The organism is Yinghuangia sp. YIM S10712 (assembly GCF_051388935.1).
GTDB lineage: Bacteria > Actinomycetota > Actinomycetes > Streptomycetales > Streptomycetaceae > Yinghuangia.
Genome location: NZ_JBPKBI010000002.1, coordinates 671,027 through 686,038, shown reverse-complemented (window position 1 = coordinate 686,038; position 15,012 = coordinate 671,027). Strand labels below are relative to the sequence as shown.

The window sequence follows — 15,012 nt, the reverse complement described above, 5'->3', positions numbered from 1 at the left end:
CGGCCTACACCCGAAATGCCGGGAAAACACCAGTGATCCGATGAATCGCCGGTTGGACGTCACCTCGTACGGGTGACTAGCGTGGCTGCTCCGCCGGTCGATCCGGTCGATCCCGGCGACCCGTTCGATGCAATCGAGTCTCAGGGAGAGCAGCAACCGTGGACGTCTGGGAGATACTTCGCCCCCTGATCGTTCTGGTCGCGGTCCTCGCCCTCACCGGCGTCGTCACGTGGCTCCTGGCAAGGATCGCCCGCGAGGTGCAGACCAGACGCCCCACTTCGGGGCCGCTGTGGCCGATGCTGCGGCGCTCGCGCGCGTCCTGTGTGGTGACGCTCGCCACCGTGCTCGCGCTTCTCGGCGAGCCGGCCGCGGACCTGCCGCCCGACACGAGCGACACGGTCCGCCACATCCTGGTCCTGTGCGTCATCGGCGCGTGCGCGTGGCTCGCGATCCACGCCGCGAACGTTCTGGTGAACACGTCGTTCGAGAAGTACGCGGCGGTCGCCACGGACGCCGGCCGGGTGCGGCGCGTCCGCACCCAGATCGACCTGATCCGGCGCGTGGGTTCGGCACTGGTCGCGGTGGTCGCGATCGCGTCGATGATCATGACGTTCCCCGGCATGAAGACCATCGGCACGTCGCTGCTGGCGTCCGCGGGTCTGTTCGGCGTCGTCGCGGGCCTCGCGGCGCAGAGCACGCTGTCGAACCTCTTCGCGGGCCTCCAGATCGCGTTCAGCGACATGGTGCGCATAGGCGACTCGGTCGTGGTGGACAACGAGATGGGCACCGTCGAGGAGATCACGCTCACCTACCTCGTGGTGAACACCTGGGACCAGCGGCGCATCGTGATGCCGGTCTCGTACTTCACCGGCCGCCCGTTCGAGAACTGGTCGCGCACCGACATGCGCATGACCGGGACCGTGTTCCTGCACCTGGACCACTCGACGCCGGTCGCCGAACTGCGCGACGAACTGCACCGGATCCTGAAGGACTCCGGCCTGTGGGACGGCCAGGGCTGGAGCCTGTACGTCACCGACACCACGCCGACCACGATCGTCGTGCGCGCCGTCCTCACAGCCCGCGACGCCGACGATGTGTGGACGCTGCGCTGCGAGGTCCGCGAGAAGCTGCTCGACTACATCCGCCGCAAGCACCCGTACGCGCTGCCGCGCGTGCCGACCGGCCCGGCGACGATGGTCCCGGCGTACGGCGACGGCGACGACGCGTACGACCAGCGCCAGCCCGCGCACATCCCGGCCCCCGCCGGCCCCAAGCGCTTCGTCGAGCTTGCCAAGCGCCCGAAAGTCGATCTCGGCAAGCCCTCGGCAGCCTCCGAGGCCAGGCCCTGAGCCGCACCGAAGAGACGATCCGGTCAGGTCGGAGCGAGCCCCGGCCAGCCCTGCGGGTTGGAGCCGGTCTCGTAATCGAACGGCTCTTCGTGCTCCCATGGCCGCCCGGTCAGCTCCTCCCACGCGTCCTCCGCGACGTAGAGCAGCGCCTCGCCGTCGTACTCCGCCGCGGTATACGCACAGAACGCGGTCGGGTCGGTGAGCACGTGCATATACGCGTCGCGGCCCGCGGCGACGACGCCGCAGCGGGCGTAGAGGAAACCGTCGGCTGACATCGGGACCGGCACGCCTTGGCGGTCCGTCACGTCGATGTACGGCAGCGACGCCAGGTCAGCGCGGTCCAGGCGGTACAGCGCCTCGGCGAGCCGATCGGCGAACCCGATGATCGTCGACTTGGAGCGGGTGGCGAGCACCTCGGTCAGGCGTTCGCACGCGTCGTCGTCCGCGCGACCGCCGAGCAGGTCGACGAGATCCCAGAATTCATCCCAATCCAGCACGGATAAATGGTCACATGTCCGAACCGAACTTGCCCGCCGCATCGTCGAGCTCGTCGAGGAAGGCCAGCGCGGCCGCCCAGGTGCGGTCGGCGGCCTCGGCGTCGTGGTCGGGCAGGTCGGGGTCGGTGTAGATGTGCCCCGCGCCCCGGTAGCGGTAGACCTCGACATCGGCCCCGCGGCGATCATGCGCAGATACCAGGCGTTGAGCCAGTCCTCGGTCTCGAACGGGTCCGGGTCGGCGACGTGTAGTTGCACCGCCACCTCGGTCTGCGCGTCGTCGCGCAGGTCGGACGTGCCGTGGAACATCAGCAGGCCGCCCGCGTACTCGTCGGCGAGGGCGAGGTTCTGCGCGAGTGAGGAACCCATCGAGAAGCCGGAGTAGACCAGCCCCCGGCCGAGCGGCGCGGCGGCGGCGACCGCGCGGTGCAGCAGTTCGTCGACGCCGATCTCCTCCTTGAGCTCCATGCCCTCTTCGACGGTGTCGACGACGCGCCCGTCGTACAGGTCGGGCACGGTCACCTCGTGGCCCGCCTGCCGCAGTCGGTCGGCGGCCGCGTGCACGGCGGGGCGCAGTCCGTAAGCCGAATGGAACAGCACGATGCGGGCCACGGAACTCCTTGGTTCGGGGATGCCTAGGGGATGCCTCAGCGAGGCGTAGACGGAAATGCCGCGCATACGACGTCTTGGCGGATGCGACGCGGTTGCCTTGCCGGCGTCCGGCGGGATATGCGGCGGCTGCGGTCAGTGGCCGTCGGAAACGCGTTCGAGCGCGCGCGCAAGATCCTCGGGGTAGGTGCTGTCGAATTCGACCCACTCGCCGCTGCCGGGGTGCTCGAAGCCCAGGTGGACGGCGTGCAGCCACTGCCGCGCGACGCCGAGCCGCTTGGCGAGGGTGGGGTCGGCGCCGTACATCATGTCGCCGACGCACGGGTGCCGCAGGGACGCCATGTGCACGCGGATCTGATGGGTGCGGCCGGTCTCCAGCTTGATCGAGAGCAGGCTCGCGGCGCGGAAGGCCTCGACGGTGTCGTAGTGCGTGACGCTCGGCTTGCCGTCGGCGACGACGGCCCACTTCCAGTCGTGCCGCGGGTGCCGGTCGATCGGCGCGTCGACGGTGCCGGCCAGCGGGTCCAGGTGCCCCTGGACCAGGGCGTGGTAGCGCTTGTCCACCGTGCGGTCGCGGAACTGCTGCTTGAGCAGGGTGTACGCGCGCTCCGACTTGGCCACCACCATGAGGCCGCTGGTGCCGGCGTCGAGGCGGTGCACGACGCCCTGCCGCTCGGCCGCGCCCGACGTGGAGACGCGGTAGCCGGCTGCGGCGAGGCCGCCGACGACGGTCGTGCCCTCCCAGCCGGGGCTCGGGTGCGCCGCGACGCCGAGGGGCTTGTCGACGACGACGATGTGTTCGTCGTCGTGGACGATGCCCATGCCCGGAACAGGTTCGGCGACGATCCGGACGGGGGCGGGCGGGGCCGGCATCTCCACCTCAAGCCACGCGCCGGCGCCGACGCGGTCCGATTTTCCGGCCGGGCGTCCGTCCAGGAGCACCTTGCCGGCCGCGGCGAGCTCGGCCGCGCGCGTGCGGGAGAACCCGAACATGCGTGCGAGCGCTGCGTCGACGCGTTCGCCTTCGAGGCCGTCGGGGACGGGCAGCGTACGGATCTCGGGAGCACTGGTGGAGGAGGTCACCCGTCGAGTATGCCGGTTGCCGGGGTCAGGCCGTCCCGTCGCCCGTCCCGCCCCTGCCGTCGGCGGCTCCCGTACGGTCGTCCTCGGCTTCCTCGTCGCCTTCGCGCGTGCCGTCGGGCTGGAGGCCGAGGAACGACAGCAGCACGATCAGGCAGCCGCCGATCACGATCGCGGAGTCCGCGAGGTTGAACACCGCGAAGTGCTTGGGCGCGATGAAGTCGACCACGTGGCCGCGCAGGAAGCCCGGCGAGCGGAAGACCCGGTCGGTCAGGTTGCCGAGCGCGCCGCCGAGCAGCAGACCGAGCGCGACGGCCCACGGCAGGCTGTAGAGCTTCCGCGACAGGCGCAGGATCACCACGATGATGGTCGCCGCGATGACGGTGAAGACGATCGTGTACGCCTCGCCTATACCGAACGCGGCGCCCGCATTGCGTGTGCCGCGGAACTGAAGCCAGTCGCCGATGATGTCGATCGGCGCCTCGCCCTCCAGCTTGGCGACCACGATGAGCTTGGTGACGAGGTCGAGGACGTACGCGAGGGCGGCCACCCCGAGCAGCACCGCGATGCGGCGGCTCCGGGGGGCTTGCGGCCGGTCCGGGGCGCCGTCGTGCGCCGATGCGGCGGACGTGTCCGCCGCATCGGCCTGATGTCCCGTGCCGGGTCCTGTCTCGCGTGCGTCCGCGTCCGGGCGCGCGCCGTCCCCGGAACCGTCGTGGGGTCCGGGGGTGGCGCCGGTGCCGCCGTCCGTGGTGCCGTCCTTGTCGACGAGGGGCGCATGACCGTCCCGCCGTTCCGCTCCGGTGCCGATGACTCGCTCCGCTCCTCGTTGCCGGGAACGTCGCGCCGGGGCGGCCCGGAGGGTCAGCGGCGTTCCTCGCGCTCTTTGCAGGACACACACAGGGTCGCACGCGGGAAGACCTGGAGGCGCGCCTTCCCGATGGGTGAACCGCACGACTCGCAGGCGCCATATGTGCCGTCGGCGAGCCTGCGCAGGGCCCGCTCCGACTGGCTCAGCATGCCACGGGTCTGGTTGGTCAGGGCCATCTCGTGCTCACGCTCGAAGTTCTTCGTCCCGGCGTCGGCCTGGTCGTCGCCGGCCCCGTCGCCGGAGTCGCGCAGCATGTCGGCGATCTCGTGCTCGGCGTAGCGGATCTCGGTGTTCAGGCGGGCCACCTCGTCGATCAGCCCTTCGCGGACCTCGCGCAGTTCGTCCTCGGTCCAGGCGTCCTCGCCGGGACGTACGGGATAGGTCGACGGCGTGTGGATGCCGCCGGGCGGCGGTGGCATGACGGTCGCCGTGGCGATCCGCGCCGGCGCCGGCGCCTTGGCCTTGGTCCCCGGCGCGCTCGTGCGCGCGGTCGAGCGGGCCCCCGTGCCCCTGCTTGTCGGCCCGCCGGATGCCGCGGCGCTGCCTGCGGTCTTGGTGGACCTGGCCGTCGTCGCGCTGCGGGTCCGTCCTCCGGCCGCCTTGCCGCTCTCCGCCATGGTCACGGCCCCCTCGTTCCATAGGGTTTTTCGGACATATTTCACATAAAGCAAAAAAACAGCGTCGGGAAGCTTACGCCCACCCCTCGCCCCGGACAAACAGGGCGCGCTGCCGACAACCGGAGTTGTGGCAGGTCCGGCGACCGGCAACGTAAGTCGGTTGTGCCCAGAACCGGGCGTGACTATCCCTAGTTGTGCGTGTCCGCTTCGTTACCTGGTGACGTACGGATCGTTAAGCACCACAGGGCCGCACGGCACGCATTGTCAGCCGCGCAACCGCTCCAGCACCGCGTCGAGGTTCGCCGGCGGATCGGTGAGTTCGACGACCTTGTCGCGGCTCGTGGCCCCCGTCACCAGCGACAACTGTCGGCGGCGCACACCCAGCGCATCGGCGAGCGCGGTGATCGCGGCCGCGGTGGCCTTGCCCTCGACCGCCCGGGCGGCCACGGTGACGACCAGCGATCCGCCGTGGGTTCCGCCGACCGCGGTGCGTGACGCTCCGGGCTTGACCCGGATCGCGATGCGTCGCGGACCGGAGGGCCCGGTTGCGGTGTCGGGTGCGGGGTCTGCGGGACGCATGGCCACCATGATGCCGGGCCCACGCGACGCCCGGCCCGCCGCCCGCGGCAGGCGCGAAACCCGGAGGCGACCAGCCCTCGCGTGCCCGTAGAATTCGCGGCAGCGAGAAGGTGTCGATGGGGACGAGTAGGTCCGTACGCAGCCTTGAGCGATCCGGGGACGGTGGAAGCCCGGAGGCGTGCCCGGTCCGAAGATCACCCCGGAGCCGCCGGAAGAGCGGATCCGCCACGTGGCCGGATCCGGGTAGAACCGGCGCTCGCTGACTTCGAGAGGGTCGCGCAACCCGCGCACGACGACGGGAACGCGCGGCCAAGAAGGGTGGTACCGCGGGGCGTTCGTTCGCCTCGTCCCTTCGGCCGGCAGGATTCACGAGCCCGCGGAAGGAAGGCACGCATGTACCGCCCGGTACCGGCGCAGGTCGATCTGCCTGCCATGGAACACGAAGTCCTCGCGTTCTGGCAGGACAACAGCATCTTCGACCGCACCCTCGAACACACCGCGGACGGACCGCGCTGGGTCTTCTACGAAGGCCCGCCCACCGCCAACGGCATGCCGGGCGCGCACCATATCGAGGCCCGCGTCTTCAAGGACGTGTTCCCGCGCTTCAAGACCATGAAGGGCCACTTCGTCCGGCGCAAAGCCGGATGGGACTGCCACGGCCTGCCCGTCGAACTCGCGGTCGAGAAAGAGCTCGGCTTCTCCGGCAAGCAGGACATCGAGGCTTTCGGCATCGCCGAGTTCAACGCCAAGTGCCGCGAGTCGGTGCTGCGCCACGTCGACGCGTTCGAGGCGCTGACGACGCGCATGGGTTATTGGGTCGACCTGTCGCAGGCGTACCGCACGATGGACCCCGAGTACGTCGAGTCGGTGTGGTGGTCGCTCAAGCAGATCTTCGACAAGGGCCTGCTGGTCCAGGACTACCGCGTCGCGCCGTGGTGTCCGCGCTGCGGCACGGGCCTGTCGGACCACGAACTGGCCCAGGGCTACGAGACGGTCGTGGACCCGTCGGTGTATGTCCGGTTCCCGCTCACGTCGGGCCCGCTCGCCGACCGGGCCGACCTGCTGGTGTGGACGACCACACCGTGGACGCTCGTGTCCAACACCGCCGCGGTCGTGCACCCCGACGTCACCTATGTGGTGGCCGCCAAGGACGGCGAGCGCCCGGTCGTCGTCGCCGAGCCGCTGGTGGAGAAGGCGCTCGGCGAGGGCTGGTCCGCGACCGGGGAGAGCTTCGCCGGCCGCGAGCTCGAACGCTGGGCTTACCGCCGCCCGTTCGACCTCGTCGAGCTGGAGGACGCGAACTTCGTCGTGCTCGCCGACTACGTCACGACGGAGGACGGCACCGGCATCGTGCACGCGGCGCCGGCCTTCGGCGCCGAAGACCTCGCGGCGGTGCGGCCGTACAACCTGCCGGTCGTCAACCCGGTCCGCACCGACGGCACGTTCGACCCGGAACTGCCGCTTGTCGGCGGGGTGTTCTTCAAGAAGGCCGACGAGGCGCTGGTCGCCGACCTGGGTGCACGCGGGCTGCTGTTCCGGCACCTTGAGTACGAGCACACCTACCCGCACTGCTGGCGCTGCCACACCGCCCTCATCTACTACGCGCAGCCGTCGTGGTACATCCGCACGACCGCGGTCAAGGACGCGCTGCTGCGCGAGAACGAACACACCAACTGGTACCCCGACACCGTCAAGCACGGCCGCTACGGCGACTGGCTGAACAACAACATCGACTGGGCACTCTCCCGCAACCGCTACTGGGGCACTCCGTTGCCCATCTGGCGTTGCCCCGAGGGCCACCTGACCTGCATCGGGTCGCTGGCCGAGCTGTCCGAACTGACCGGCCGCGACCTGTCCGGGCTCGACCCGCACCGGCCGTACATCGACGACATCGTCTTCTCGTGCCCGGTCAAACACGGCGACTCCGCGTGCAGCGCCCCGACCACGCGCGTGCCGGAGGTCATCGACGCCTGGTACGACTCGGGGGCGATGCCGTTCGCGCAGTGGGGCTACCCGTACCGCAACCGCGAGATCTTCGAACAGGCGTACCCGGCACAGTTCATCAGCGAGGCGATCGACCAGACGCGCGGCTGGTTCTACACCCTCATGGCGGTCGGCACGCTGGTCTTCGACCGCTCCTCGTACGAGAACGTGGTCTGCCTGGGCCACATCCTCGCCGAGGACGGCCGCAAGATGTCCAAGCACCTGGGCAACATCCTCCAGCCGATCCCGCTGATGGACCAGCACGGCGCCGACGCGGTGCGGTGGTTCATGGCAGCCGGCGGTTCCCCGTGGGCGGCGCGCCGGGTCGGGCACGGCACGATCCAGGAGGTCGTGCGCAAGACGCTGCTCACCTACTGGAACAGCGTCAGCTTCCAGGCGCTGTACGCGCGCACGTCCGGCTGGACACCGTCCGTCGACGACCCCGCCCCGGCCGACCGGCCGCTGCTGGACAAGTGGCTGCTGTCCGAGCTCAACCAGCTCGTCGCCGACGTCGACGCCGCATTGGAGGCGTTCGACACACAGCGCGCGGGCAAGGCGCTGTCCGCGTTCGTCGACGACCTGTCGAACTGGTATGTCCGCCGCTCCCGGCGACGCTTCTGGAACGGCGACGCCGCCGCGCTCGCGACCCTGCACACGGCCCTCGAAACGGTTACGCGGCTCATGGCCCCGCTGGTGCCGTTCATCACCGAGCGCGTGTGGCAGGACATCGTGCGCCCGGTCACCCCCGACGCGCCGGACTCGGTCCACCTCGCGTCGTGGCCGGTTCCCGACACCGCGCTCGTCGACCGCGAACTGTCGTCCCAGATGCTGCTGGTGCGCCGCCTGGTCGAACTCGGCCGGGCCACGCGGGCCGACTCCGGGGTCAAGATCCGTCAGCCGCTCGGCCGCGCGCTGGTCGGCGCGCAGGGCTGGGAGTCCCTGTCGGAAGAGCTTCGCGCGCAGATCGCCGAGGAGCTCAACGTCGTGTCCCTCGCCTCGCTCTCCGAGGCCGGCGGCGACCTGGTCGAGTTCAGCGCCAAGGGCAACTTCCGGGCCCTGGGCAGGCGTTTCGCGAAGGACACCCCCAAGGTCGCGGGCGCCATCGCCGCCGCCGACGCCGCCGCACTCGCGGCTGCCCTCAAGGCGACGGGCACCGCGACGGTCGACCTGGACGGAACACCGGTCGAGGTCTCCTCCGACGAGGTGATCATCACCGAAAGCCCGCGCGAGGGCTGGGCGGTGGCCGCCGAGTCCGGCGCGACCGTCGCCCTGGACCTGCACCTGACCGACGAACTGCGCCTGGCCGGCACCGCCCGCGAAGCGATCCGCCTGATCCAGGAGGCGCGCAAGAACTCGGGCTTCGACGTCGCCGACCGCATCGCCGTGTGGTGGAGCGCGGACGAGAGCGAGCACACGCAGTCCGCGCTGCTCGCCCACGGCCCGCAGATCGCCGAGGAAGTCCTCGCCCTCCAGTTCACCGAGGGCGCCCCCGAGGACGAGGAACTGCCCTTGCACCAGGACGAAGGCCTCGGCCTGCGCTTCTGGCTCCGCAAGGTCGCCTGACCGGAACACCCGGCCCTTCGGCGGCCGACCGCGACCCACGGTCGGCCGCCGAACACGTCCGCTCCTCGAAGCCTGGGTCCACCTCGACCGCCGCGCGCAACACGCACGCGGCCCGCGTCGAGAAGGACCGCCGCCTCGCACCCACAACCCGCGGTGCGGCCCCCTGAACACGTCCGCTCCTCGCAGCCTCACTCTCCCGTGTCACGCGACGGCAAGCCGATCGCGCACGTCACTCCGCCGCGGTGCGGTGACCACGTGCCCGGCCTGACATGCGAAGCAGGATGTGGTGCACGGGAGTTGGCCGGCACGGTAGGCAAAACGTTTCGAGGCCCGTCCCCTTCCCCGGGGCGGGCCTCGAAACGTGTGTGCTACATGGACACCTGACGCGAGGTCAGTTGTCGCCGTCCTCATCGATGAGGAATCCCCGCATCGGCGAGGCCTGTTGCATGGGCTGCGGCTGCGGAGCCTGCGGCCGGACCGGAGCCATCTGCTGGGTCATCGGCTGGCTCATCGCGGGCGCCATCTGCTGGCCGATGGACGGCGTCATGGCCGGACTCATCGACGAAGGCACCGGAGACGAAGACATCGCGGGCGGCAGCGACGCGGTGGCCGGAGTACGCGGCGGGGCGAGCGAGTCGTCGGCCTGCGACTCCAGTTGACGCAACTGGCTGTCGAGGTACGACTTCAGGCGCGTGCGGTACTCCCGCTCGAAGGCGCGCAGGTCGTCGACCTTGCGTTCGAGGGTGGCACGGGCGCTTTCCAGCGAGCCCATCGCGACGCGGTGCTTCTCCTGCGCGTCCCGCTCCAGGGCGTCGGCCTTGGAACGCGCGTCGCGCTCCATGCCCTCGGCACGCGTACGCGCCTCGCCCACGATCTTGTTGGCTTCGGAACGGGCTTCGGCGATCGCCTGGTCCGCGGTCTGCTGCGCGAGCGCGAGCACACGCGCGGCACTGTCGCCGCCGGGGCCGCCACCGGGGCCGCCCATCTGGCCGCCACCGAGCTGCGGCGGGCCGCCGAGCTGGCCCTGCTGCTGCATCGGGTGCTGCTGCGGCTGGAGTTGGCCGCCGGGGGGGAGCTGGTGCTGCTGCATCTGCTGCTGGCCGGGGAACTGCCCGCCCTGCAACTGGTGCTGCTGACCCGGCATTCCGGCCGGACCGAGCTGCGGCTGACCCTGCATCCCGCCAGGCCCCAACTGCGGCTGACCGCCGGGGCCCAACTGCGGCTGACCGCCAGGACCGAGCTGCGGCTGACCGCCGGGGCCAAGCTGTGGCTGGCCCTGCATGGGGTGTTGCTGCTGCTGTTGCGGGCCGCCGTGCATCTGCGGGGGGCCGCCCATCTGGCCCCCCTGTTGTGGCGGCGGCACCGGACTCGGCCCTGATATGGCAGCCGGACCAGGAGCGTCGGTGCGTTCACGCTCCTTTCGTTGTTGGGCCTGCTGCTGGCTCTGCGCGGCAGCGCGCGTCGCGGCGGCGAGTTTGGCCCGCAGGTCTTCGTTCTCACGCAACAAGCGGGTCAGTTCCGCCTCGACCTCGTCGAGGAACGCATCGACCTCGTCCTCGTCATAGCCCTCGCGGAGACGGACGGTCGTGAACTGCTTGTTACGCACGTCCTCGGGGGTCAACGGCATTTCTTCACCTCAACGTGATCGTCGGCATCCGGACAGACCGTACCGCTTACAACCCGCCCACCACGGCGATCAGGATGTAGACGATGATGATCAGTACGAAAAAGGACAGGTCGAGCGCTACGCCCCCGAGGCGCAGGGGAGGGATGAACCTGCGCAGCAGCTTGAGCGGTGGATCCGTGACGGAGTAGGTCGCTTCCAAAATGACGACCATGACCCCTCGGGGTTCGTAGGACTTCGCGAACTGAAACACGTAGTCCATCACCAAGCGGAAGATCAGCAGGAACAGAAAGCAGTACAGGACGATGGTGAGAACCTCGCCCGCGACGCTCATGCCTCTGCCCCCTCATACGCGTTCCCGGAAGATCCGGTTCCTCTCCTCAGTTCTCGCACCCCTCTGACACCAACCAGTCTTCAGCTCTGGTTGAAGAACCCGCCTTCTGCGATGCGGGCCTTGTCCTCTGCTGTCACGTCGACGTTAGCAGGCGACAGCAGGAAGACTTTCTGGGTCACCCGCTCGATGCTGCCATGGAGACCGAAGACCAGCCCCGCTGCAAAGTCGACAAGTCGCTTTGCGTCGGTGTCTTCCATCTCCGTCAGGTTCATGATGACCGGTGTCCCTTCACGGAAGTGCTCACCGATCGTACGGGCTTCGTTGTAGGTACGGGGGTGCAGCGTCGTGATGCGGTAGGGCTCACGCTCGCTGACGACTTTGTGTACGGTCACCGGTGCACTGCTCTCGGGGCGGCGGTCGGGGATGGTCGACACTGTTGCCCGATGCTCGTCGAGGCCGCGCTCGACGTGCAGGGCGGGCACGGATCGGGGGATCTCGTCGCGGCGTTCACGGGGTTCCTCACGCCGCTCTTCCCGGCGCTCCTGCCTTGGCGGTTCGGAGTTCCGGTCGGCACGGCCGTCCTGGCCGATGTCGTCCTCATCGTAGTCGTCGTACTCGTAGACATCGTCCTCCACGAGGCCGAGGTAGACCGCCATCTTGCGCATCGCGCCGGCCATAGTCGCAGGTCCTCCATGGTGGATCGGCTGTGGGTCACCGTGGGTTGAGCGATCCACTTCACGGCGACGCTACCGGAGCAGGCGCCTCGCGCCGAGCACCGCCGTACCGATGCGTACATGTGTCGCCCCGGCCTCGACGGCCTGCTCAAGGTCGTTGCTCATACCCGCCGAAACCATGGTTGCAGCAGGATGCGTTCCGCGCAGGCGGGTTCCGATTTCCGCCAATTCGGCGAACGCGCGGGCCGCTTCGACGGCGAGCGGGGCGACGGTCATGACGCCGCCGAGTGTCAGGTGCGGAGACTCGGCGATGGCGTCGGCGAGTTCGGGTACGTCCGCCGGCAACGCGCCACCGCGGCCCGGTGCTCCGTCCAGGCTGACCTGGATCAGACAGGTGAGCCCTCGTTCGTGGCGGGCCGCGCCCGCGTCGAGTGCGGCGACCAGGCGCGGCCGGTCGACGGATTGCACGACATCCGCGTACGCGGCCACGGATCGCGCCTTGTTGGTCTGCAATTGTCCGATGTAATGCCACGTCAGTCCGAGGTCGGCGCAGGCTTCGGCCTTGGGCGCGGCCTCCTGGTCGCGGTTCTCCCCGACCTCCCGAACCCCGAGCCGGGCCAACAGCCGTACGTCCGAAGCCGGGTATGTCTTCGTGACGACGATCAGCCGCACCGCGTCGTGTGGACGGCCGGCGGCGTCACACGCCGCCTCGATGCGTCGGCGCACCGTGCGCAGGTTGTCCGCAAGCTCCTCGCCGCGGGGACCGAGCGCCTGTTCGTCGGGCGCGCCGCTGGATCTCGAACTCATGTGCCCATCGTCTCGAAGTCCCCGGCGCCCGACGCCTTCGGGGTCTCGGCAAGCCAGACATACCCAGCGATCCGACCGGTCTTCCCGTCGCGCCGGTACGAGAAGTGGTCCGGTGACTCGCGCGTGCAGATGTGCGATTTCTCACCGACGGGCACACCTGCGTCGGCGAGTTGGGCCCACACGCCCGCCACGATGTCGAGCGCCGCGGTCCCTTCCGGCGTGCGCGCGCGGGCCTGGGGCACACGCGCCGCGACTTCGTCGCACATCGCGTCGGGCACTTCGTAGCATGGCCCGCACACCGCGGGGCCGGTCTTCGCGATGATGCGTTCGGGCCGCGCCCCGAGTTCGGCCATCGCCTCGATCGTGGCCGGGATCACCCCCGCGAAGAGTCCGGGGCGTCCCGCGTGTGCCGCGGCGACGACCCCGGCGACCGGATCGGCGAAAAGCGCCGGCGTGCAGTCTGCGACCAGAACGGCCAACGCCAGAGCCGGCGTTCGGCTCACCACGGCGTCGGCTTCGGGCACCGGCCCGGTCCACGGGCCGTCGACGGTCACCACGTCGCGGCCGTGCACCTGGTTCATCCACACCACGCGGCCGGCATCGATACCGAGCGCCGCCGCGGTGCGGGAGCGGTTGTCGCGCACGATGCGCGGATCGTCGCCGACGTGGCCGCCGAGGTTCAACTCGTCGTACGGTGCGGCGCCGACGCCTCCCCACCGATCGGTGAACGCGAAGTGGACGCCGCTCTCTTCGGAACGCAAGCTGAACACGGGGGCTCCCGGCAGGGGATGTGTGACGTGGGACAGGCGGGGCCAGTCTGGTCGATCGGACCGGATCGCGGGGCAGCGGGCCGCGCCCGCCCCGCTGTCGGCGGCGGGAGCGAGCGGGCCTTCGCGGTGGCGAGGGCACCGGAAACGGCCGGGACATCAGCCTCGCTTCCCGCTGTCGCCGACTCTCCGACGACGAACCGGCTCGTACGCCTTAGCCGTTGCTTCGGGACGACGCCTGTGGTCGGCCTGCCGCCGACTTGTGACGTACCGTCAGCCCGGAAGACGGCGGCTCGCGGGCGGTGGCACACTCGCCGCCGAAGACCGGAAGCGGTCCGGACACGCCACGGGCCACCTCCCGGTCTCAGGAGGTGGCCCGGTGATTCCTCTTACTTCATGAACGGCGGGACATCCAGGTCGATGTCCTCGCGCACCGGCTCCGGCACCAGCGGGGCGCGCGGCGCGGGCGGGTACTGGGCGGACGGGCTGTCGACCGGGCCGAGGACGCTCTGGCCGCCGGGCGCCGAGGGGCGCTGCGGCTCGGGACGCGGCTGCGGCTCGGGGGCCCGGACCTTGCCCAACTCGCTCTTGGACGGCGGTTGTCCGCCGTCGAAACCGGCCGCGATGACGGTCACTCGGACCTCGTCGCCGAGCGCGTCGTCGATGACCGCACCGAAAATGATGTTGGCCTCCGGGTGCGCGGCCTCGCTGACGAGTTGCGCGGCCTCGTTGATCTCGAACAGGCCCAGGTCCGAGCCGCCGGAGATCGACAGCAGCACGCCGCGCGCGCCGTCGATCGACGCTTCGAGCAGCGGGCTGGAGATCGCCATCTCGGCCGCCGCCACCGCGCGGTCGTCGCCGCGCGCCGATCCGATGCCCATAAGCGCCGAACCGGCCTCGGACATCACGGACTTCACATCGGCGAAGTCGAGGTTGATCAGGCCGGGGGTGGTGATCAGGTCGGTGATGCCCTGGACACCGGAGAGGAGCACCTGGTCCGCGGAGCGGAACGCGTCCAGCACGCTGACCTGGCGGTCGGAGATGGACAGCAGCCTGTCGTTGGGGATGACGATGAGGGTGTCGACCTCTTCGCGCAGTGCGGCGATGCCGTCCTCCGCCTGGTTGGCACGGCGGCGGCCCTCGAAGGTGAAGGGGCGGGTGACCACGCCGATCGTCAGGGCGCCGAGGTTGCGGGCGATGTTGGCGACCACGGGCGCGCCGCCGGTGCCCGTGCCGCCGCCCTCGCCGGCCGTCACGAAGACCATGTCGGCCCCCTTGAGGACCTCTTCGATCTCCTCGCGGTGGTCCTCCGCGGCCTTGCGGCCGACATCGGGATTGGCCCCGGCGCCGAGGCCGCGCGTGAGTTCGCGGCCGACGTCGAGCTTGACGTCGGCGTCGCTCATGAGCAGCGCCTGCGCATCGGTGTTGATCGCGATGAACTCGACGCCCTTGAGACCGACCTCGATCATGCGGTTGATGGCGTTGACACCGCCGCCGCCGATGCCCACGACTTTGATGACTGCGAGGTAGTTCTGGGGTGCTGCCACGCCGAAGGCCTCTCGCCTCGAGTTCCGGTCGCCACGAGCTGGTCGTGCCGACATTGCCGACAAGGGGGAAGTCCCGGGACTCGGCTCGCGAGGAGCCCCCGAACCCTCACCCTC

Annotated in this window: 11 protein-coding genes and 3 pseudogenes; 2 read left to right on the top strand and 12 right to left on the bottom strand. The window is 70.1% G+C overall.

The window, feature by feature from the left end:
* Nucleotides 1–158 precede the first annotated feature (158 nt).
* Nucleotides 159–1,349 carry a mechanosensitive ion channel family protein gene (locus ACRX5W_RS08370; protein ID WP_436787306.1) on the top strand — a complete coding sequence of 397 codons (1,191 nt, stop codon included), beginning with the start codon at nucleotides 159–161 and terminating at the stop codon, nucleotides 1,347–1,349.
* A 23-nt stretch (nucleotides 1,350–1,372) separates the two neighbouring features.
* Here ACRX5W_RS08370 and ACRX5W_RS08365 read toward each other — a convergent pair.
* The 6 genes and pseudogenes from ACRX5W_RS08365 to ACRX5W_RS08340 all read right to left on the bottom strand — a co-directional run.
* Nucleotides 1,373–1,822: pseudogene (locus ACRX5W_RS08365) on the bottom strand (DUF4240 domain-containing protein); the annotation flags it as partial.
* Between the two features lie 34 nt (nucleotides 1,823–1,856).
* A pseudogene (locus tag ACRX5W_RS08360) lies at nucleotides 1,857–2,455 on the bottom strand (dienelactone hydrolase family protein).
* Nucleotides 2,456–2,587: 132 nt separating this feature from the next.
* A complete protein-coding gene (locus tag ACRX5W_RS08355) occupies nucleotides 2,588–3,535 on the bottom strand; it encodes an RluA family pseudouridine synthase (protein WP_436787305.1) in 948 nt (315 codons plus the stop codon).
* Nucleotides 3,536–3,629: 94 nt separating this feature from the next.
* Nucleotides 3,630–4,400: pseudogene (lspA, locus tag ACRX5W_RS08350) on the bottom strand (signal peptidase II); the annotation flags it as partial.
* Nucleotides 4,397–5,020, bottom strand: a complete 624-nt coding sequence (locus ACRX5W_RS08345) for a TraR/DksA C4-type zinc finger protein (RefSeq protein WP_436787524.1) — start codon at nucleotides 5,018–5,020, stop codon at nucleotides 4,397–4,399. The pseudogene lspA and the gene ACRX5W_RS08345, both read right to left, overlap by 4 nt.
* 264 nt (nucleotides 5,021–5,284) lie before the next feature.
* Entirely contained in the window at nucleotides 5,285–5,599 is a 315-nt protein-coding gene (locus ACRX5W_RS08340; protein ID WP_436787304.1) for a DUF167 domain-containing protein, read from the bottom strand.
* Nucleotides 5,600–5,992: 393 nt separating this feature from the next.
* Here ACRX5W_RS08340 and ileS point away from each other — a divergent pair, with 393 nt between their 5' ends.
* A complete protein-coding gene (gene ileS / locus ACRX5W_RS08335; RefSeq protein WP_436787303.1) occupies nucleotides 5,993–9,145 on the top strand; it encodes an isoleucine--tRNA ligase in 3,153 nt (1,050 codons plus the stop codon).
* A gap of 391 nt (nucleotides 9,146–9,536) precedes the next feature.
* On the opposite strand, the gene ACRX5W_RS08330 is transcribed toward ileS, so the two are convergent.
* From ACRX5W_RS08330 to ftsZ, 6 genes are all read right to left on the bottom strand, one after another.
* Nucleotides 9,537–10,772 (bottom strand): DivIVA domain-containing protein, encoded by a 1,236-nt coding sequence (locus ACRX5W_RS08330; RefSeq protein WP_436787302.1) that lies wholly within the window; start codon nucleotides 10,770–10,772, stop codon nucleotides 9,537–9,539.
* Between the two features lie 46 nt (nucleotides 10,773–10,818).
* Nucleotides 10,819–11,103, bottom strand: a complete 285-nt coding sequence (locus tag ACRX5W_RS08325) for a YggT family protein (protein ID WP_436787301.1) — start codon at nucleotides 11,101–11,103, stop codon at nucleotides 10,819–10,821.
* Between the two features lie 80 nt (nucleotides 11,104–11,183).
* Nucleotides 11,184–11,780, bottom strand: a complete 597-nt coding sequence (locus ACRX5W_RS08320; protein WP_436787300.1) for a cell division protein SepF — start codon at nucleotides 11,778–11,780, stop codon at nucleotides 11,184–11,186.
* 69 nt (nucleotides 11,781–11,849) lie between these two features.
* Nucleotides 11,850–12,584 (bottom strand): YggS family pyridoxal phosphate-dependent enzyme, encoded by a 735-nt coding sequence (locus tag ACRX5W_RS08315; protein WP_436787299.1) that lies wholly within the window; start codon nucleotides 12,582–12,584, stop codon nucleotides 11,850–11,852.
* Nucleotides 12,581–13,354 (bottom strand): peptidoglycan editing factor PgeF, encoded by a 774-nt coding sequence (gene pgeF / locus ACRX5W_RS08310; protein WP_436787298.1) that lies wholly within the window; start codon nucleotides 13,352–13,354, stop codon nucleotides 12,581–12,583. The genes ACRX5W_RS08315 and pgeF overlap by 4 nt, the downstream gene beginning before the upstream one ends.
* Nucleotides 13,355–13,740: 386 nt before the next feature.
* Entirely contained in the window at nucleotides 13,741–14,898 is a 1,158-nt protein-coding gene (gene ftsZ / locus ACRX5W_RS08305; protein WP_436787297.1) for a cell division protein FtsZ, read from the bottom strand.
* Nucleotides 14,899–15,012: the final 114 nt, after the last annotated feature.